General features: G+C 66.9%; 20 protein-coding genes. 9 read left to right on the forward strand and 11 right to left on the reverse strand.

The genetic code is table 11. The features are described from left to right. Positions 1-48: 48 nt before the first annotated feature. Entirely contained in the window at positions 49-897 is an 849-nt protein-coding gene (locus DMB37_RS01645) for a heme ABC transporter ATP-binding protein (protein ID WP_135231110.1), read from the forward strand. A 212-nt stretch (positions 898-1,109) separates the two neighbouring features. Here the strand turns inward: DMB37_RS01645 and DMB37_RS01650 are convergent, their stop codons facing one another. The 5 genes from DMB37_RS01650 to DMB37_RS01670 form a co-directional block, all read right to left on the reverse strand. Continuing rightward, complete coding sequence (locus tag DMB37_RS01650) at positions 1,110-1,565, reverse strand: GNAT family N-acetyltransferase (protein ID WP_135231111.1); 456 nt, start codon at positions 1,563-1,565, stop codon at positions 1,110-1,112. 77 nt (positions 1,566-1,642) lie between these two features. Next, the gene (locus tag DMB37_RS01655) at positions 1,643-2,017 is read right to left on the reverse strand and encodes a YrdB family protein (RefSeq protein ID WP_135231112.1); all 375 of its coding nucleotides are present in this window, start codon (positions 2,015-2,017) and stop codon (positions 1,643-1,645) included. Then, positions 2,014-4,107: an MMPL family transporter gene (locus DMB37_RS01660; protein WP_135231113.1), complete on the reverse strand. Its 2,094-nt coding sequence runs from the start codon at positions 4,105-4,107 to the stop codon at positions 2,014-2,016. Before DMB37_RS01660 ends, DMB37_RS01655 begins: the two co-directional genes overlap by 4 nt. A 50-nt stretch (positions 4,108-4,157) precedes the next feature. Beyond that, the gene (locus DMB37_RS01665) at positions 4,158-4,697 is read right to left on the reverse strand and encodes a hypothetical protein (protein ID WP_135231114.1); all 540 of its coding nucleotides are present in this window, start codon (positions 4,695-4,697) and stop codon (positions 4,158-4,160) included. After that, on the reverse strand, positions 4,698-5,054 hold the full coding sequence (locus DMB37_RS01670) for a hypothetical protein (protein ID WP_135231115.1): 357 nt from the start codon (positions 5,052-5,054) through the stop codon (positions 4,698-4,700). Positions 5,055-5,339: 285 nt separating this feature from the next. Between DMB37_RS01670 and DMB37_RS01675 the strand changes: the two genes are divergently transcribed. Genes DMB37_RS01675 through DMB37_RS01685 form a run of 3 tightly spaced genes read left to right on the forward strand, consistent with a single transcriptional unit; the run spans position 5,340 to position 7,697 of the window. Beyond that, entirely contained in the window at positions 5,340-6,329 is a 990-nt protein-coding gene (locus DMB37_RS01675; protein WP_206055155.1) for a hypothetical protein, read from the forward strand. Continuing rightward, positions 6,329-6,616, forward strand: a complete 288-nt coding sequence (locus DMB37_RS01680; RefSeq protein WP_135237279.1) for a DUF5703 family protein — start codon at positions 6,329-6,331, stop codon at positions 6,614-6,616. Before DMB37_RS01675 ends, DMB37_RS01680 begins: the two co-directional genes overlap by 1 nt. Positions 6,617-6,620: 4 nt before the next feature. After that, on the forward strand, positions 6,621-7,697 hold the full coding sequence (locus tag DMB37_RS01685; RefSeq protein ID WP_135231116.1) for a quinone-dependent dihydroorotate dehydrogenase: 1,077 nt from the start codon (positions 6,621-6,623) through the stop codon (positions 7,695-7,697). Positions 7,698-7,709: 12 nt separating this feature from the next. Here the strand turns inward: DMB37_RS01685 and DMB37_RS01690 are convergent, their stop codons facing one another. Both DMB37_RS01690 and DMB37_RS01695 read right to left on the reverse strand, forming a co-directional pair. Next, a complete protein-coding gene (locus tag DMB37_RS01690; RefSeq protein WP_135231117.1) occupies positions 7,710-8,087 on the reverse strand; it encodes a hypothetical protein in 378 nt (125 codons plus the stop codon). Positions 8,088-8,551: 464 nt separating this feature from the next. Continuing rightward, positions 8,552-8,890, reverse strand: a complete 339-nt coding sequence (locus DMB37_RS01695) for a hypothetical protein (protein WP_135231118.1) — start codon at positions 8,888-8,890, stop codon at positions 8,552-8,554. A gap of 670 nt (positions 8,891-9,560) precedes the next feature. On the opposite strand from DMB37_RS01695, the gene DMB37_RS01700 reads away from it, so the two are divergent. The 3 genes from DMB37_RS01700 to DMB37_RS01710 all read left to right on the forward strand — a co-directional run bounded on the left by DMB37_RS01700 (position 9,561) and on the right by DMB37_RS01710 (position 14,390). Continuing rightward, complete coding sequence (locus DMB37_RS01700) at positions 9,561-11,066, forward strand: carbohydrate kinase family protein (protein WP_135231119.1); 1,506 nt, start codon at positions 9,561-9,563, stop codon at positions 11,064-11,066. Between the two features lie 363 nt (positions 11,067-11,429). Next, on the forward strand, positions 11,430-12,359 hold the full coding sequence (locus DMB37_RS01705) for a GTP cyclohydrolase II (protein WP_240772196.1): 930 nt from the start codon (positions 11,430-11,432) through the stop codon (positions 12,357-12,359). A gap of 201 nt (positions 12,360-12,560) precedes the next feature. Beyond that, positions 12,561-14,390 (forward strand): long-chain fatty acid--CoA ligase, encoded by a 1,830-nt coding sequence (locus DMB37_RS01710; RefSeq protein WP_135231120.1) that lies wholly within the window; start codon positions 12,561-12,563, stop codon positions 14,388-14,390. Between the two features lie 64 nt (positions 14,391-14,454). Here the strand turns inward: DMB37_RS01710 and DMB37_RS01715 are convergent, their stop codons facing one another. The 4 genes from DMB37_RS01715 to DMB37_RS01730 form a co-directional block, all read right to left on the reverse strand. Further along, on the reverse strand, positions 14,455-14,997 hold the full coding sequence (locus DMB37_RS01715) for a YbhB/YbcL family Raf kinase inhibitor-like protein (protein WP_135231121.1): 543 nt from the start codon (positions 14,995-14,997) through the stop codon (positions 14,455-14,457). A gap of 14 nt (positions 14,998-15,011) precedes the next feature. Then, positions 15,012-16,373: a M20/M25/M40 family metallo-hydrolase gene (locus tag DMB37_RS01720; RefSeq protein ID WP_135231122.1), complete on the reverse strand. Its 1,362-nt coding sequence runs from the start codon at positions 16,371-16,373 to the stop codon at positions 15,012-15,014. Between the two features lie 161 nt (positions 16,374-16,534). Further along, complete coding sequence (locus tag DMB37_RS01725; RefSeq protein ID WP_135231123.1) at positions 16,535-17,173, reverse strand: LysE family translocator; 639 nt, start codon at positions 17,171-17,173, stop codon at positions 16,535-16,537. A 54-nt stretch (positions 17,174-17,227) separates the two neighbouring features. After that, a complete protein-coding gene (locus DMB37_RS01730; RefSeq protein WP_135231124.1) occupies positions 17,228-18,391 on the reverse strand; it encodes a MalY/PatB family protein in 1,164 nt (387 codons plus the stop codon). Between the two features lie 70 nt (positions 18,392-18,461). Between DMB37_RS01730 and DMB37_RS01735 the strand changes: the two genes are divergently transcribed. Together DMB37_RS01735 and DMB37_RS01740 are read left to right on the forward strand one after the other, a co-directional pair. After that, complete coding sequence (locus tag DMB37_RS01735) at positions 18,462-18,956, forward strand: Lrp/AsnC family transcriptional regulator (protein WP_240772197.1); 495 nt, start codon at positions 18,462-18,464, stop codon at positions 18,954-18,956. 112 nt (positions 18,957-19,068) lie between these two features. Next, positions 19,069-19,842, forward strand: coding sequence for a PP2C family serine/threonine-protein phosphatase (locus tag DMB37_RS01740; protein WP_135231125.1), 774 nt, complete (start codon positions 19,069-19,071; stop codon positions 19,840-19,842). Positions 19,843-19,954 lie beyond the last annotated feature (112 nt).

Raw genomic sequence — 19,954 nt, forward strand, 5'->3', positions numbered from 1 at the left:
CGCCTCGATACGAATGAGTTTGGCGCCCCGGCGATTCGGAGGTGGCGCGTGAGTGGGGTTCGGCAAGTGTTCGCGAGGACACATGAGTTGCCTGCCACGCCGGAGAAGGGGGCGGTCACCTTGCGGGCGCGGGGAGTGAGTGTGGATCGGCGGGGGGACAAGAGTGCGCAGCGGCGGGTGCTCGAAGCGGTCGACTTCGATGTTGCCGCCGGTGAAGTGGTCGCGCTGGTTGGGCCCAACGGTGCGGGCAAGTCCACGCTGCTTGCCGCGCTGGCCGGGGAGTTAACGCCGAGCGAGGGGACGGTCGAGCTCGAGGGGCACGCGCTGACGCACTGGTCGCCGTTGGACATGGCGCGTCGTCGGGCGGTGCTCCCCCAAACCCATACTGTCGGTTTCCCGTTCACCGCGCGGGAGGTCGTCGCGATGGGCCGCGCACCGTGGTTACGCACCGAACGACGCGAACTCGACGAGGAGCGGATCGCCGCCGCCATGGCCGCCGCCGACGTGGAACACCTTGCCGCCCGGTCCTTTCCGACCCTGTCCGGCGGTGAACGCGCCCGCGTCGCGCTGGCTCGCGTCCTCGCCCAGGACACCGGCACCCTGCTCCTCGACGAACCCACCGCCGCCCTCGACCTCGGCCACCAGGAAGCCGTCCTCCGCCTGGCCACCAGCCGCGCCGAAACCGGCACCGCCGTCGTGGTCGTCCTGCACGACCTCGGCATCGCCGCCGCCTACGCCGACCGCGTGGCAGTCCTCGAATCCGGCCGCATCGCCGCCGACGGCCCACCCCGCCAGGTCCTCACCACCGAACTCCTCAGCCGCGTCTACCAACACCCCGTCGAGGTCCTGAACCACCCCGTCACCGGCGCCCAACTGGTCCTTCCCGTCCGCCGCTGACTCCCTGCGGCACCCGTACTGCCAGCCGTCCGGCCACGCCGGCCGCACCGCCCGGCTGCGCCACACCAGCCGTTACCGCCCAGCCATCCCGAGCCAGCCGTCACACGCCCCGACGCTCCGGGCACGCCGATCACAGATCATCTCCCCGGCGAATGGCGCACGTGGCGGGCATAGGCGGGTTTCGCCGCCACCACGTACCAAGGCGTGCAGGCTCAGTTGTGCGCAGTGCCGGCTGGCGGGCGCAGCATGAAGACGTCCACGAGGGTTTCGGTGGTGACGGTGAACCCGTGCCGATCGTAAAGTCGCTTGGCCGGGCTGCCCTGCAATACGTTCACCCGGACAACGGCGGCCTCTCGGTCGCAGCGGGCCAGGATCGTGCTCAGGACGTCCGCGCCGATCCCCCGGCGCTGCAGTCCCGGCTCCAGGTAGAAGTGCTCGAGCCAGTGTCCGTCGTCGGCCGGTCTGAGTGCGATGCAGCCCGCGAAGCCCCCGCCGACTTCGATCACCAGGGTGTGCTCCGGGGCGAACCCGTCGCGTAGCCGCTGCCGCACCCGATGCTCGTCGTAGCGACCGAGGCGCTCGAGATCCGGCCGCAGCGCCACGGCACGCAACTCCGCGATCGGTTCGACGTCCGCAGGCTCGGCCTGACGCGTCACCCACTCTGCCATGGCGGGAGAGTAGCGGATCGAGCTGCGATCAGTCGCTCCGATTTCTCGGTCGCCCGGAATGGGCGGCGTGGCATGGCTCAGCCGCCGGGTATCAAGCTGCCCTGCAAGCGGACTCGCAACACAGCGTTGATGACCCAGAGGGCAAAGAACGTCACCCCGACGAGTGGGGTCGTTGCGCTCGTCCAAGCCAACGCACCACTCCCGAACCAAATCAGTTCGAGGGCAAGGCGCCACCTCCCGGTGAGCGGGAAGCGGGGGTTCGCGCCTGCGCCGAACAGCGCCCACATGAGGATGAACAGGGTGGGAGCCATGAGTCCGGTGACTACGCGAACCAGCACACTGCCGGGCATGGTAAAGCCCCACACCGCCGCTGCGGCAACAACTCCCAGCTCCAGCAGCAACAACGCGACCTGGTTGGCACCCGCGAGCCGGGACCGAACTGGACCCCTCATCGCCAGATCAGCTTCAACACCGCAGGAGTCAGCAACATCCGGATGACCGTGGCGTCCAAGATCAGAGCGGCGATCATCCCGTAGGCGATGTACTTCATCAACACCAGGTCGGAGAAGCCGAACGCACCGGTGACGACGATGAGAATGGCTGCGGCGGAGGTGATCACCCCGCCGGTGTGGGCAATGCCATAGCGAATCGCCTCAGTGGGTTCGGCACCGCCGGCCCTTGCCTCCGCCACCCGCGACAGCAGGAAAACCTCATAGTCGGTGGACAACCCGAACACCACGGTCACGATCAACGCGAGCACCGCGAACATCAACGGCCCCAGCGTGAAGTGGAAGAACTCGGCCCCGTGCCCCTCGACGAACACCCAGGTGAGCACCCCCAACGTCGACACCAGACTCAACGCGCTCATCGCAACAGCCTTGACCGCCAACACAATCGACCGAAACGCCACATACATCAACGTCAGCGCCGCCACCGCCAGAATCGCCACCAGCAGCGGCAACCCCTCGAGCAGCCCGTTGATACTGTCGCGTTCCAACGCGGGCACCCCGGCCACCATCACGTCCACGCCGGGCGGTTCCGGAATCGCCCGCAACGCCGAGATCACCCGATCGGAATCCTGCTTGTCCGCCAACCCCGCCTGCAGCACGTTGATGCCGTCTTTGGTGGCCACCGACGGCTCGAACCGCCCGGTGAGCCCGGGGATCCGACTCGCTTCGAACCGAATATCGCTGAGCTGTTGCGAATCAGCCCCCAGCACAACGAGTTTCAGCGGTTCGGTGCGAAAACTCGGAAACAGCTCGTCGAACCGCTCCTGCGCCACCCTGGCCGGATTATCCGCACCGAGATATTTCTCACTGATCCCACCGAACTCGATGTTGCGGAACGGAATACTCAGTGCGAGCAGCGCGAGCACGATCGGCACCGCCACCGCCCACGGCCGCCGCATCGACCACTGCGCGAGTCGCGAGAAGAACCCCGCGTCGATCTGCGCCTCGGTCTTACTGCGGGAGAACCGTTTCCAGCCGAGCAGATCGATCCGCCGCCCCGCGAGGCTCAGCGCCGCGGGCAGCGCGGTCACCGACAGCAGCGCGGCCAGCAGCACCGAGCTGATACCGCCGTAGGGCACCGAACGCAGCACCCCGTTCGGAAAGATGAACAGCGCACCGAGACTCACCGCGATGATCGCCGCCGAGAACAGCACCGTGCGCCCCGCCGTCGCGACGGTGCGCGCAGTGGCGTCTTCCACACTGCGCCCTGCGGCAAGTTCCTCCCGGAACCGCGTCACGGTGAACAACCCGTAGTCGATCGCCAACCCGAGACTCACCAAAGTCATGACGGTGCTGGCGAATACGTTCACATCGATGACCCCGGTGAGCGTCCGCATGATGCCCGCGGTGCCCATGATCGTCATGCCGCCGATCAACACCGGCAGCAACGCACCGATCACCCCGCCGAATACGAAGTACAGCAGAATCGCCACCAACGGCAGCGCGATGATCTCCGCCCGGTGGATGTCATTCTGCATACCGGTGTTCAGCCCCGCCAGCACCGGCTGCAAACCGGCCAACTGCACCGTGGTGCCGCCGGGTCCGCCGCCTTCCTCGCCCGCACCCAGGTGATCCTTGATCGCGGTGTAGTTCTCGACGGTGGCCGTGCCCTCACCCCGCAGCCCGACGCTGGCGAACGCGTGGGTGCGCGTGGCATCGGTGGCGTTCGCCGCGAACGGACTGTCCCAATAGCTGTCGATCTTCAAGATGTTGTCGGGAAACCGCGTCAGCAAGCCGCTCAACGCACCAGTCACCGCGGACCGCACGGCCGGATCGTCGACGGTGGTCCCCTCCGGCGCGGTGTACAGCAGGATGAGATCGCTGTCGGTGTCGCGCCCGAACGTCGCGTCCGCGATCTTGGAGGCCGCCACCGACTCGCTCGACTCGTCGAACCAGCCCTCCTGCGTCAACCGGTCCGTGAGATCGCGACCGAACCACCCGGACGCAAGCACCGCCAGCGCGAACACGCCGAGCACGAGAAACCGGTGGCGATAAACGAACCGACCCCAGCCCAGCAGCCCGGAGTGCAGCATCGAATCGTCCTGCGAGCCGCGAGGGCGCGAAGTCCGCAAATCCGACACAGTCAGCCGCAGGCCGGCGTGCGATAGTCCGCGGAACGCAGAATCCCGCACAGGTCGGTCCGCGAGATCTTCCACTTGCCGTCGAGCAGCACGAAATGCACCACGGTGGTGCGCACCGCGGTCCCGCTGCCGTCCTTGTCCAGGCGCATGGTCGCGGTGAGCGTGCCGTCGTGGTTGTCGAACACCGGATCGGTGACGCCGTAGACGGCCCGCGGGTTGTCCTGCAGCGCCTTGTACATGTCGGGGATCGCCGTCTTGAACGCGTCACCGTCCTCGATGAGGTCGGTGCGTTCGCTGTCCGGCAGCCCCGGATCCAGCGCGCGTTTGATCTGCGCGTCCAGCTGAGTGGCCGTCGGCAGCGGCGGGTGCGCGGCGATGGAGGACGTGGTGATGGACGCGGACAGCGACGCGTTGGCCGACGAACGCGCGGCGTCGACGGCCGCCTCGTCCGGTCCGGTGCTGCATGCCGCGGCGGCGGCCGCCAGCAGCAGGCCGGTCGCGGTCAGCGCGGTGCGGGCGAGATATGTGTATGGCATCACCATCTACATACCATCAATTACGGAACTGATGCGTCCCAGCAACGCGCGCACGGTGGTCACTTCGCGATCCGGGACCGCGTCCACCGGCACCGCGTCGGGAATCATGTCGCGGACCAACGCGACGACACTGCGTTCGTCGTCGAGGTCGATGTCGGTGACCCGGGCCTCGGCGACCGCGACGATGTCCTCCGGACCAGGCACCGCGCTGACCAGGTCGGCCCGGTAGATCTCCAGCGTCAAGGTGGATCGGACCGTGCGAAACGCGTACGGCCTGCCGTCGCCGGTGGTCCCGAACCCGTGCGCGAACGGACCAACGGTTACGTCATCGATGGCAAATCCAGACGTATGGTCGGCTATCAACCGGATCTCCCTGATTTGGACACTGTTTCAGCTCAACCGTAACCCGCATCACCGACATTCTCCCCCAGCCGCCACCCCGGTACGCCGCGATGGTGCGCCATCATGGTCAGATGATGGAGTTGCGATGAATCGTCGGTAGAAGGAGTTCGGTGGATGCGCCCTCGCGGCTGGGTTGGATTGGCGGCGTTCGCGGACACCTCTGTGATTACGCTCCGCGACCGTAACGGCGGCGTTCGATCGGCGACACGCCCGGGAGTCTCCCGCGTCACCACCGCTCTCGTCGGCGTGACGACACTCGCGCTGCTGGCCGGATGCTCTTCCGGCTCGAACAGTGACAACCTCCCCACCCGAGAGCCGGCCGTTGCCGCGGTCTCACCCGCCGCGACAGCACGTCCGGCCGGCGAAGTGGTCGGACTCCCCAACCCCGTCGGCGCGCTACTCGCCGATGCGAGCACCGGTCAGATCGCCGCGCTGGAGGCCGGCGAAACAACCAGCACGCTCATCCTCTTCGACCCCGCGACTCCCAACGGCACACCGCGCACCGTGTCACTGCCCGCGCACGGCGCGAGCCTCGCCCAGGGCAAACCGGGCGAACTGCTGATCCCCGCGCCCGATCGCATCATCCGCGTCGACGTCGCCACCGCCACCGTCACCGAACTCCCGGTGGACGGCGACGCCAGATCGGTCCAGCGCCGCGACGACGGCACCCTGCTCGTCGGCACCGCGGACGGCAAGGTCCGCACCCTCGACCCCGAAGGCAAGCTCGTCCGGACCGTCGACGGCCTGGCCTCCGCCGACGCGCTCGCCGTCACCGAGGACCACGTCGCCGTGCTGGACCGCCGCCAGACCTCGGTCACCGAGATCGAACTGGGCAAAAAGAACCTCGGCTTGGCTCTGCGCGCAGGCGACGGCGCCACCACCATGATCGCCGACCGGTTCGGCAGGATCATCGTCACCGACACCGAGGGCGGCGAACTATTGGTCTTCAGCGCCGGACCTCTCCTCCTGCGCCAGCGGTTCCCGGTAAACTCTTCGCCTTACGCGCTTGCCTACGATCAGCGGTCCGACACCGTGTGGGTGACGTGCACGCAGAGCAACGAAGTCGTCGGATTCGATCTGTCGACAGGTATTCCGACAGAGGTCGGCCGCTACCCCACGGTGCGGCAACCGAATTCGGTGACCATCGATCAGCGCACCGGTGACATGTTCGTGGGATCCGCGGCCGACGGCGGTCTGCAGCGGATCCGCGCGGACGATCGGAAGAGAGGCCAATGATGACTCGGGCAACGCGCGCGGAGGACGAACCCGCTTCACCACGCGAGCAGCGAGCGCGGCGCAGCGCACTGCCCGCAGGCTGGGAAACCACCAGCGACGACTACGAATACGTGCCGCTGCGGCTGCCACCCGAGGTGACCAGGGTGACCGCGTCCATGCGGCTGGCCATCCAGGCCGAGTTCGGCGGCTGGGAACTGTCCCGCGTGCGGGCCTATACCGACGGTAGCCGCCGGGTGCTGCTGCGCCGCCGAAAAACCGCACTACCCCTGCCGGAACCGGGAATGTGAGCTGATGTACGCCCTGTTATTACGCCTGATGTTCCTGGTTCCGCCGGAACGCATCCACCACTTGGTCTTCGGCGTCATGCGTCTGGCCGCGCGTTTCGCGCCCACGCGCTGGCTGATGACCACCGTCTTCGCCGGCGACGATCCGATCCTGCGCAACACCGCGTTCGGCGTCGACTTCCCGGCGCCGGTCGGCCTGGCCGCCGGCTTCGACAAGAACGCCGACGGGGTAGACGCTTGGGCACCACTGGGTTTCGGCTTCGCCGAGATCGGCACCGTCACCGCCCAGGCGCAGCCCGGCAATCCCGCGCCTCGACTGTTCCGGCTGCCTGCCGACCACGCGCTGATCAACCGTATGGGCTTCAACAACTTCGGTGCCGCGGCCGCCGCCGAGCACCTGCGCCGCCGCCGCGGCGACGTGCCCATCGGCGCGAACATCGGCAAGACCAAAATCGTCGAACCCGCCGACGCCGCAGACGATTACGCGATCAGCGCGGCACTGCTCGGCCCGCTCGCCGACTTCGTCGTCGTCAATGTCAGCTCCCCCAACACTCCTGGATTGCGCGACCTGCAGGCAGTGGAGTCGCTGCGCCCGCTGCTACAGGCCGTGCTCGACAGCGTCCAGGTGCCGGTCCTGGTGAAGATCGCCCCCGACCTGTCCGACGAGGACATCGACGCCGTCGCCGACCTGGCCGTGGAACTCGGCCTGGCCGGCATCGTCGCCACCAACACCACCATCCGCCGCGACGGCCTGCGCACGCCCGCCGCCGAGGTCGCCGCCATGGGCGCGGGCGGACTGTCCGGCGCCCCCGTCGCCGACCGCTCGCTCGACGTGCTGCGCCGCCTCTACCGCCGCGTCGGCGACCGGCTCGTGCTCATCTCCGTCGGCGGGATCGAGACCGCCGACCAAGCGTGGGAACGCATCCGGGCGGGCGCCACGCTGCTGCAGGGTTACACCGGGTTCATCTACGGCGGGCCGTTCTGGACGCGCAAGATTCACCGCGGGCTGGCACAACGCTTGCGCGACAACGGGTATCAGAACATCGCGGAAGCGATCGGTGCGGAGTACGCGGCCAACGCCTGAGCTCGGCGCCTGCTAGCCGCGGACGAACGGCGGATCGATGGCATGCCCGTGCTGATGCGGTCGCACGGACCGCTCGCCCGGCGCCGGTTCCGCCGGCGGCGCCAACCGCGCCGCCATCCGCCGAGCCAGCAGCACCACCGCCTCGGTCAGCGTGACGCCCAGTGCGCTGGCGTAGTTGGTCATCCGAACCATCGCCGCCGGATCGTCCACCGCCTTCGGGTCGCCGAGCAGTTCGTCGAGTTCCATGCCCGCTCGTGCCTGGTCACGGGTCAATTGCCGGTCCGGCAGCCAGCTCAGCTGCCACACCTCCATGCTCGAATCCGCTGCCCGATGGGCGGATTCGGGTGTCCTGTCACTGGTCATCGACCAGGCCGTCACGTCAATGGTCACGACGTCCTCCTGTCGTGCATCCGGTGTGCAGTCGGAGACTGGGGTGCTGCACGGTGGTCCCCCGTTGGTCGGCGCGCGACAGTCCGCGTGGCGCCGAACGGCCTCGCTCCTGGAGGTGGAGGAGACCGCGCCGGGACATGACGACCGCTTTTCGGGGTGCGTCGAATCTCGGCCGAAGGTGCTGTGTTCGAAGAATCACGCTCGTCACCAGGCCCTCCCGCGTACCTGGCGGGGCGATCGAATCGCCAATTTCAGTGTGGCACTTGCCGTTCTCAATGGTCAATTGCCGATGTCCATCGATAGTTGACGGTCCGCCGCCTCCCTAAACCTCCTATCGTGAACGGCAGGGGATGACGACCGGCTTCAAGGCTATGGAGAGTGGGTCTCGAAGATGCCTCCACTGCATTCCAGAATGGTTGCCGTACGCGGGATTGCTCCCGTCCGTCATCCCCGGACCAGGGGCCTCACCGATGACCCCACAACACGCCCGAATGGTCGTGCGGCACAGTTTGATCACGACGAAGTCGCGCTGCCATTCGCTTGGCCAGCAAGATCACCGCGTGCTCGCGGAGGATGCCGAGATGATCGGCGCACGCGGCAACCCGGGCCTGTGCCATCCGATCGTGCACCGCATCCGGATCGCTGAGAAGTTCGTCGAGCTCCATGCCCGCCCGCGCTTGGGCCGGAGTGAGCGCACGGTCCGGCAGCCAGCTCAGGCGCCATGAGTCCTTGTCCGCCACAGCGCGGTACGCCGATTCCGGGGTCACGGTGCTGCCGATCCAGTTCGCCGTCTGAATGATCATGCCTGCCTCCGCAGGGCGAGAACCTGTATCGATTGCTCCGGGTCGCTGGTCATCGACCAGTGGGTGATGTAGATGGTCACGAATGTCTCCTGTCGAGCATCCGCCGGTGCCGCACGGTCAGTGCGCGCGGCACTGCGCTTTCGAGTTCGGCCCAGCGCTGCCGCGGACCCGCTCGGATGTCTGCGGACTCTACGCCCGCCATGCGCAGCGACCATGCCGGGTGACGCTGCTGGTCATCGAACCCGTGTGCGCGCGTTGCTCATCACAACGATCGCTGCGAGAAATGACGTCACCGAATCCGCCTGCCCGGATGGATGCGGACCAGCACCTTGGTGCACGAAGCAGCCGGAATCAGGCGAACGAGGTGGCCCGCCTAGCCGATCGAGGAGTTCGGATCCAACTCGGTCGCGCCGCAGGCGGGCTCGCGCCGACTACGCCGGCGGGTGTGCCGAATCAACAGAATCACTTTCATCACCAGGGACCTCCCAGTCAGCTGGTGCGGCGACCGATCGCCAAGTTCAGTGTGGCAGTTGCCAATATCGAACGTCAATTGACATCAGTTAGGGGCGATTGACATGCCATTGACGGTAATTGCAGCCGTACGTACCGTTTGGTTACCAGCGGTTCGCCTGCGGCCGGGAGCTGAGAACCGAGACGGAGGAGGCCCACGATGGCCGTCCATGAGTCGGATGTCGTCGCCGTGCGCAGCGCACTCCAGCAACTCTCCAAACACCAAGGTCTGACACCGAAACGGTTGCGGACCACCGTGATCGACGCAGGCACACTGTTCGCGCTGCCTGCGGTGCAGCGTCGCCACCGGCAACTCGGCGGCGACGTGCCGGAGGCCTTGATCTCTGTTGTCCGAGAGCTGGCGCAACAGTTGCCCGCCACCGACCGGATCATCGTCGACGCGGAACTGACCCTCCGTCTACTCGACAGTGCGTCGGCGCAAGAGCTCGATGTCGACCAACTCTACGACAACGAGCTCGGCAAACGTCGCAGCTACCTCGTCGAGCAGTGGCAGGCCTTGCATGCGGCAGTCGGGGCGGCCGACGTACCGCCGACGCCGACCGAACGATCGCTGCGCACCACCCCGGAACGCCACGCCTTCACCGAACTCGCCAAGGCACTCACGGCCGGGGCGGTCCATACCGCCGCGCCGATGGCGTTTCACAGACCCCGAATCGACCGGCACACAGCAGGTCCCGTGGTCACGGTGATCGGCGACGCGGTCATGGATCTGGTGTTTCGAACCGACCACATACCGCTGTCCCCCACCTCACACACCTCGACGCGCGCGAAGCACGAGTTTCGACCAGGCGGCAAAGGACTGTATCGCGCGGTGGCGACCGCGCGTCTCGGCCTGGATGTCCGATTGATCGCGGCAGTCGGCGACGATGTCGAGGGTCGCCGCATCATCGAATACCTGCGGTCGGAGAACGTCGATACCGAACTGGTACGAATTGTTCCGAACACGCCGACGCCGGTCGTCTGCGTCCTCGTGACCAACGACGGTGTCACGAGCCTGGTCAGTAAGACAGACGCGATCCGGCTCGGTGCGGACGACCTGAACTCCGCGGCAGCGCGCGCCACCTTCGCCGCCACCCGCGTCGTACTGCTTACCTTCGAGCAACCCGGCAGCATCGTCGAACTGCTGCTGGAGATCGTGCGGACGCTGCCCGATCGCCCGGTGGTCGTTCTGCACCCGGCACCGCCGGAGGAAGCTCCGGCGCGCTTACACCAGTTCCTCAGCGTCATCGACTATCTCGTGGGTTCGCCGGCCGAACTCCAACGCATCGCGCAGCAGACCCACCAGCTGAACGTCGACGAGGCGATCACGCAACTTCGGCTGCTCGGCTCCCGCTCGGTGTGCGTGATCGAGAATTTCCAGGCCACTGTGCATTCCGACACGGTGGATGTGCACGTCCCGCGATTCCAGGTCGAATTGGAAGACAGCCCTGCCGTGCGCGCTGTGTTCTCCGCCGCGTTGGCTTACCGGCTCGCCACCTCGAACCTGCCCGCCACCGAGGCAGACTTCGTCTGGGCGACAGCGGCCATGGTGGCCGCTCGGTCCGGGTTCCTGCTGCACCGCGACAACGAGCTCGTCGACGAGATCGATCGCATCATCCGAATCGCCGAGGAGCAGCACCGTACAGAATTGCTGGACAAACGCTGATTGAGACATGGTGAATCATTAACCGCCCCTTACCGTCCCGCAGCGTTGGGCACGCACCTGGTAGAGCATATGTGATCTAGAACACATCCCGTCTCGGCATGCTTGCCACCCGGTAGCTTCGCCGCGTTCTCCAGAAGTCTTACGAGCCAACCGATGTCGCGCCGGAACGCACATACCGGACGCCATTCGGTCACCTGGAACGTCGCGGTTCGGACCGTTGAAATGTGCGGCGGACACGATCGAATCGGAGTAAGAATCAATGTGGAACGTACCCCTGTCACCGTGGATGTGCCCTGCATCAGCCGCACAATTCCCCCGCGCCACGACATCCGAGAAGTCCTCCGACAGACACTTGGAGAAACCTTGACCACGGGATCGCAGTTTCGCACCGACACCGTCCATCGACTGACCCGCAAGGGCCGCCAGCTGAAGGTTCGGGTCGACGACCTACCCGGCGGGGCCGAATACGGCTTCGTCCTGGTGGCCGGTGACATCGCTGACGGATGCCTGGTCCGCATCCACTCCCGATGCGTCTACGGCGACGTGCTGGGGTCGGAGGATTGCGACTGCGCCGCACAACTCGACCTATCGCTCGACCTGATCCAGACCGAGGGCAGCGGCGTCCTGATCTATCTCGAGCAAGAAGGGCGAGGCGCCGGGCTGGTGGCCAAAGCTCGCGGCAAGAATGTCCAGGAACACACCGGCGTCGACACCTTCTCCGCCTATCGAGCACTCGACCTGGCGCCCGACAGCCGGGATTACCTGCTCGCCATCGTGGCACTGCTGCGCCTGGACCTCGAGTCGGTGCGCTTGCTCACCAACAACCCGGAAAAGATCCGGCCGCTGCGGTACGTCGGGGTCCGAGTGGAGGTGCAGCCGCTGCTCATCTCGCCGCCCAACGAAGACGTGCGGCAGTACCTGGAGGCCAAGCGGATCAAGCGTGGCCACCTGATCCCCGAAGAACTGACCGCGTCCGACACCGAATCGTCGGACCGGCAGTCACAGAGCATGCCGCTGGTCGGCTACGCCTTTCGGGCACCGAGGCTGCGCAAGCCGAAATTTTCGGACCGCTGGGCCGCTCGTCGGCGCGCTCGACCAGAGCCGGCACGGGCGGCGGCGATCATGTTGCGCGAGACGGACTTCGACACGGTCACCGTGTGGGAGGACGACGATCGTCCGACCGCCCCGAGCCTGCGCGGCGTCCGCGCACGGGTCTGGCAGCAGGTCAAGCGACGGTGGTCGGCCGACCGAGCCCAGGGCTTCGTCAGCCAGGCTCCGCCGCGCATGGCCTGAGCGCATGTCCGGTACCTAGCGGATTTACCAGCTGCTACGCCGACGATCTGGCTACGATAAGTGAGCCGCGCCACTCCTGGTGCGCCGACCCGTGAGAAACTGACTGAGGCGTCATTTCATTGTGTCAGGATCGGGTCTCGAATCGCCCGCGTGTGGACGCCGCGAGGCGCGATTCATGGCATGAATATCGGGAACAGGGATATGAAGACAGACATCGGCTATGCGCACAAATCGGGCAAAACGGTCTACACGGTTCCGGAGGCGTTCCAGGAGACCCGGACGTTGCGACCCGAGCAGGTGGCGTTGCGGACGGTCGGCGGAACACAGCAGATCACCTGGCGGGAGTACGGCGAACGGGTGCAATCCATCGCGGCGGGTCTGGCCGGACTCGGTGTCGGGCCCGGCGACACCGTCGGGATCATGCTGACCAACCGGCCCGAATTCAATCTGGTCGACACCGCGGCGCTGCACCTGGGCGCCACCCCGTTCTCGATCTACAACACGAGTTCGTCCGAGCAGATCACCCATTTGTTCACCAATGCGGCGAACAAAGTGGTCGTGACCGAACAGGTTTTCCTGGACAAGGTCACCGGCGCGGGCGTCGAACTCGCGCACATCATCCTGGTCGACGGCCCGGCGGCCGGCACCAGCACCCTCGCCGAGGTCGAGGCGAACCCCGCCGCCGACTTCGATTTCGACGCGGCCTGGCGGGCGGTGAAGCCGGATGACCTGGCCACTCTGATCTACACCTCGGGCACCACCGGCCCGTCCAAGGGCGTCGAGGTCTCCCACCGCAACGTGATCGCGCAGATCATCGCCCTGGTCAACGGCCCGCTGCCGGTCGGCCTGGACGACCGTTCGGTGTCGTACCTGCCCGCCGCGCACGTCGCCGACCGCATCTCCTGCCACGCCATCAACCTGATCACCGGCGTCCAGGTGACCACCGTGCCGGACCCGCGCGAGGTCGCCGCCGCCCTGCCCGACGCCCGTCCGACCACCTTCTTCGGTGTGCCGCGGGTGTGGCAGAAGATCAAGGTTGGTATCGAGGGCAAGCTCGCCGCCGAGCCGAGCGGGGTGAAGAAGGCGCTCGCCAACTGGGCCATCGAGACCGGAAAGGCCGCGGCCCGAGCGGATCTCGCGGGTCGCAGCCGCGGCCCCGTCCTCGCCGTGCAGCACAAAGTCGCCGAGGCGCTGGTGCTGTCGAAGCTGCGGCACGCCATGGGCCTGGACGCGCTGAACGTGCCGGCCTCCGGCGCCGCGCCGATCCCGCCGGAGACGCTCGAATACTTCATCGGCCTCGGCTTCCCGATGAGCGAGGTGTGGGGCATGTCGGAGACCACCGGCGTCGGCACCTTCACCGAGAAGGACAAGCCGCGCCCCGGCTCGGTCGGCCGCCCGGTCGACGGTCTGGAGCTGCGACTGGATACCGACGGTGAGGTCCTGGTGCGCGGGCCCATCGTGACCCGCGGCTACCGCAACATGCCGGAGCAGACGGCGGAGGCGATCGATGACGACGGCTGGCTGCACACCGGCGACGTCGGCACCCTCGACCCCGACGGCTACCTGCGCATCGTGGACCGCAAGAAGGAACTGATCATCAACGAGGCGGGCAAGAACATCGCGCCGAGCAATGTCGAGAACGCGGTGAAGGCGGTGTCCTCGCTGGTCGGCCAGGTCGTCGCGATCGGTGACGCCAAGCCGTACATCGCCGCGCTGATCGTGCTCGACCCGGACGTTGCGGCCTTGCGCGCCAAGGAATTCGACGCCACCGACGCCGATGTGGCGACGCTCGCGACCCGCAAGGAGATCGTCGACGAGGTGCTGGCCGCGGTGCAGGCGGGCAACGTGAAGCTCTCCCGGGTGGAGCAGATCAAGCGGTTCACCATTATCGGCGGGATCTGGGAGCCGGGCGGCGACGAGCTGACCCCGAAGATGTCGCTCAAGCGCTCCCCGATCGCCACCAAGTACGCGGCCGAGATCGAGGCGCTCTACGCGAAGGAGCCCTCGGACAAGGTCGTCAACGTCAAGTAGCCGACGACGCACGGATAACGACTGTGGCCCTGAGCATTCGCTCAGGGCCACAGTCGTTCAGCGTTTACTTCTGCTCGTAGGTGCCCACTATCGTGGCGCGCGCGATGGCGTGCGAGAAGAGGTTGAAGCCGAGGTACGCGGGCGTCGCGGACTCGTCGATGCCGAGGCTCTCCACGTCCACCGCGTGCACCACGATGAAGTAGCGGTGGTAGCCGTGTCCGGGCGGCGGTCCCGCGCCGACGAAGCCGGCGAACCCGCCGTCGTTGCGCAAGGTGATCGCCCCGGTCGGCAGCGCACCACCCTCCTCGCCGCTGCCCGCGCCGGTCGGCAGCGAGGTCACGCCGACCGGGATGTCGGCCACCGCCCAGTGCCAGAACCCTGCCGCGGTCGGCGCGTCCGGGTCGTAGACGGTGACCGCGAAACTCTTTGTCTCCTCGGGGAATCCGGACCAGGACAGCTGCGGCGAGATGTCCTTGCCGCCCGCGCCGAAGACGCCGCTGACCTGATCGTTGCCGAGCGGCTGACCGTCGGTGACGTCGTCGGAGGTCAGCGTGAACGACGGCAGCTGCGGGAGCGCGTCGTAGGGATTGTAGGAGTAATCGGGCACGGGTTGTCCTTTCGTCAGCTGTTCAGCAAAAAGTGTTCCAGCACCCGGGTGCCGAATTCGAGCGCCTCCACCGGAACTCGTTCGTCGACGCCGTGGAACAGCGCGGTGAAGTCCAGTTCCGGCGGCAGCTGCAGCGGCGCGAAGCCGAAGCAGCGAATGCCCAAGCGGGCGAACGCCTTCGCGTCGGTGCCGCCCGAGAGCATGTAGGGCACGGTACGGCCCTGCGGGTCGTGGGCGAGGATCGCGTCGTTCATCGCGTCCACCAGGTGGCCGTCGAAAGTTGTTTCGTAGGAGTCGAGTTTGGTGATCCACTCCCGTTCGACGTCCGGGCCGATGAGCTCGTCCACCTCCCGCTCGAACGCCGCCTGCCTGCCGGGCACCACCCGGCAGTCGACGACCGCCTCCGCGGTCTGCGGGATCACGTTCGCCTTGTACCCGGCCTGCAACATGGTCGGGTTCGCCGTATCACGCAGCGTCGCACCGATAATGCGGGAGATGGTGCCGAGCTTCGCCAGCTGGCCCTCGATGTCGGGGCTGTCCGGATCGAACTGCAGTCCGGTCTCCTCGGCGACAGCGGCCAGGAACTCGCTCACCGAATCCGACATCACCACGGGGAAGGTGTGTTTGCCCAACCGCGCTACCGCGGCGGCCAGGATGGTGACCGCGTTGTCCTCGTGTAGGAACGAGCCGTGTCCCGCACGGGCCTTGGCGCGCAACCGCATCCAGCCGAGACCCTTCTCTGCGGTCTCCACCAGATACAGCCTGCGTTCGGTGCCGTCCGGGCGCGGCACCGTCAGCGAGAAGCCGCCGACCTCCCCGACGGCCTCGGTGATCCCCTCGAACAGGTCGGGCCGGTTGTCCACCAGCCACTGCGAGCCCCACTTGCCGCCGTTCTCCTCGTCCGCGAGGAAGGCGAACACGATATCGCGTGGCGGCACCGTGCCCTCGAGCTTGAACTGCCGGGCGATCGCCAGCATCATCCCGACCATGTCCTTCATGTCGATGGCGCCGCGGCCCCACACGTAGCCGTCGCGCACCGCGCCGGAGAACGGGTGCACGCTCCAGTCGGCCGCCTCGGCGGGCACCACGTCCAGGTGCCCGTGCATCATCAGCGCGCCCCGGCTGGAGTCCGCGCCGGGCAGCCGCGCGAACACATTCCCGCGCCCGGGCGCGCCCGACTCCACATACTCGGTCGTATACCCGGCCTGGTGCAGTTTCTCCGCCACCCACTGCGCGCACTCGCGCTCGCCCTTGGTGGTGGCCAGGTCGCCGGTGTTCGAGGTATCGAACCGGATCAGCGCGCTGACCAGGTCTACCACCTCATCGACCGCGCGAGAGCTGCTGTTGGGGACCGATCCTTCGACAGTTGTGGACACGTACCCTTTCCTACCACCTGTCCGGACTCCGGTTTCCCATCCCTCCCACCGCGGCGTACCCGCGCTGGGCCGGGCGACACAGCGTACGGTGCCGATCGGCACGGCCGCAGGGGTCAGCATCACGGTGATCGCAACGCCGTAAGTCGCACGGAGGTAACGGATCAAGGGGTGTCGAGCGCCAATTTCACTCCGAGGGCGACCAGCACCGAGCCGGTGAGGCCCTCCATCCCGCGCTTGACCGAGGGCCGATCGAGCCACGACTTGGTGAACCGGACGCCGCAGATCAGCACCGCGGACCACAGCACTCCCTCGACGAAGTGGATCAGGGTGAGTGCCGTGCCCATCAACAGGTGCGGCGCGTGCGACGGGATGAACTGCGGCAGCATCGCGATGTAGAACACGCCCACCTTGGGGTTGAGCAGGTTCGACGTCGCACCGCGCGCCCAGGCCCGCAGCAGACCGCTCGCGACGGCGCGGTCGTCGACCTGACCGGCATCGAGGTCGCCGGAGCGCAGCAGCGCGACCAAGCTGGTGAGGCCCAGCCAGATCAGATAGATCGCACCGGCGATGCGCAGCACCGTGTACGCCCATTGCGAGGTGGTCAGCAAGACCGACAAGCCGCACGTCGTCGCGATGCCCCACACCAGCAGTCCGCTGCCCACCCCCAGCGCGGTCGCGAACGCAGTGCGCGTGCCGCGGACGATCGCGGAGCGCAGGACGAGGGCGGTGTCCAGGCCGGGGACCAGGGTCAGGAACCCCGCGACGACGGCGAACGACACCAGTGCGGTCCATACACTCACTGATCCAACCGATCTATCGAATCACCGAATTGCTCTGTGCCCATACGTCTTCCGTCAGCGATTGAGGTGCTTGTGCACCGCGTCGTTCATCCGGCCGAGCATATCCGCGAGGACCGGGCGGTAGGTCGCGAAGTTCAGGCGCGCGAAACCAGCACCACCGGGACCGAAGTCCGGGCCGGACAGGAGTTTGACCTTCGCGTGCTCGAGGAAGAATTCCGCAGGGTCTCGGTCGAGTTCGAGCGCCCGACAGTCGAGCCAGGCCAGGTAGCCCGCGTCGGGGCGATGGAAACGGATCTCGGGTCGCAACGTCTCGGCGACGAGGTCGCGGTTCGCGGTCAGCAGCTCGCGCGTCGCGGCCAGCCACGCGGCACCGTCGCGCCATGCGGTGCAGGTCGCCAGCACGCTCAGCGCGCTCACCTGCCCATACAGCTGCGGCGGTTGCGCGTCCAAGGCGGCGCGGACCCGGCCGTCGCCGACGTGGGCGACGCAGCACCGCAGTCCGGCCAGATTGAAGGCTTTACTCGCGGAGTTGAGTGTGACTGTGCGCGCGGCGATTTCCGGTCCGAGCGAGGCGAACGGGGTGTGTCGGTGCCGCTCGTGTACGAGCTCGGAGTGGATTTCGTCGGCGATCACCAAAAGGTCGTTGCGGGCGGCGATCTCGGCGATGGCCGTGAGTTCTTCGCGATCGAACACGTGGCCCGTCGGGTTGTTCGGGTTCACCAGAATCAAGGCGCGGCAGTTGTTGCTGCGGATCTCCTCGGCCATCCGGTCGATATCGAAGGTCCAGCCGTCGGTCTGCTCCACCATCGGGATGGGCACCAGGCGTCGCCCCATGAGCTCGATGGTTTGCAGGAACGGCGGGTACGCAGGGGTGTGCACGGCGATCGCGTCGCCCGGCCTGGTCATGAGTTGCAGCACGATCTGCAGCACCTGGATGAGCTCGGTGAAGACGTACACGTCGTCCGGATCGATCCGGAAGTCGTACTGCTCACGCATGCGGTCTGCGAAGGCTTCCTGCAACGGATTTCGATCGGGGCGTTCGTCCCACGCGGGGTAACCGAGATCGCCGTCCACCGCCTGCCGCAGCGCCGCGCGCACCGGATCCGGCACCGCGAAGTCCATGTCCGCGATCCACGCGGGCAGCACATCCGCCCCCGCGCGCGCCCATTTGATGCCTGCCCGCTGCCGCAGCACGTCGATATCCACCACATCTTCCATGAGCTGAACCCTAGAAGGAACGCCGCCGGACGCGATTGACAATTTTCCCACTCTCACGCAAATTTATTGCGTGAGTGTGCTGCCGTTGGACGATATCGATCACCGACTGCTCGAGCTGGTGCAGGTCGATGCGGCGCGGCCGCTGCACGAGCTCGGTGAACGAGTCGGCCTCTCCCCCAGCGCGGTCCAGCGCAGACTCACCCGGCTGCGCACCGGCGGGGTGATCACCGCGCAGGTCGCCGTGATCGATCCGCGCACGGTGGGCATGGGTTTGACCACCGTCGTGCTCGTCGAACTGGCCGAAGACGACGCCGACCACTACCTGGCGTTCTGTGAGCGCATGCTCGCCGAACCGGCCGTGCAGCAGTGTTATTCCGTTGTGGGACAGTGGGATTACGTCGTGGTCATGATCACCGAGGACCTCGCCGACTACCGCCGGATCTCGAATGAGCTGTTCGTCAGGGACAAGTCCGTGCACCGCTACGAGACACTGCCGACCTACGAAAGGGTCAAAGCCCAACTCGCCGTTCCGTTGTCGGCGTCGCGCCCAGAGACCAAACTGTAATGGGCTTCACAGGAACTGCACGGCAAACTGTTGCCGACTGCACGGATTAGCGCGCTTTACTGGAAGAGTGCCGACCGGCACGCGGCAAGGGTGCAGTCCGAGGAGGTCAGGCATGTGCTCGGCACCTGTCACGGACGGCCCCGATCCCGAAGTCGTGCGACTCAGCGGTACCGCGTGGGAGTCGTTGAGCAGGCGCGGTTCCCGCACCCTCAACGCCGACGCCGCGGCCACCGTGATCGATCCGATCACCGGGAAGACGGCATTCGTCGTCGCCGACGGTGTCGGTGATCATTTGCCCGCGGCTCGGGCGGCGCGCACCGCGGCGGACGTCGCCGCGCACGTCGGTGCACGCACCGGGGCGTTCGCCGGAATCCTTGCGGCCCAACGCGAATTACTGCGGCAGTTCCCGCAATCCGAGGCCGACAGCGTCCTCGTCATCGCCGTACTACCGTCCGCGGGACAACCGGACGGGCCGTGCGAAGTCGCCTGGGTCGGTGACTGCCGCGCCTATCGCTGGAACGGACGGGTGCTGCACCAGATCACCACCGATCACACCGTCGGCGAATTCTGGCGCACCCGCGGTTACGGTCCGGCACCTCGACTGGATCACGTGGTCCTCACCTCGGTCCGCACTGTCCGGCCCGCCGACATCGGTCACGCGGGGACCGGCTCCAGTACCGGCAGGCTGCTGCTGAGCACCGATGGTGTGCACAAGCGCCTCGACATGGCCGCGATCAAAGCGCTACTCGCCGAGGGGGAGTCAGCCGCCCACGTCGCGGAAGCCTTGGTGGACAACGCCCTTCGCAGCGGCGGCACCGACAACACGACCGCGCTCGTCGCCGAGTGCGGACCCTTCCTCGCGCGAACCATCGGCGACAGCGACTAAGAGCAGCCCCTTATCTCGTCGACCATGAACGAAACCGCCCAGGCCGACGGCTACCTCACGGTTCGGATTGATCTGCGCCGCCTATGGATCGCCTGGAAGCGGGTGCTTCCTC

Origin of the sequence: Nocardia sp. CS682 (assembly GCF_004634405.1) — a bacterium.
In the GTDB taxonomy this organism is placed as follows: Bacteria; Actinomycetota; Actinomycetes; order Mycobacteriales; family Mycobacteriaceae; genus Nocardia; species Nocardia ninae.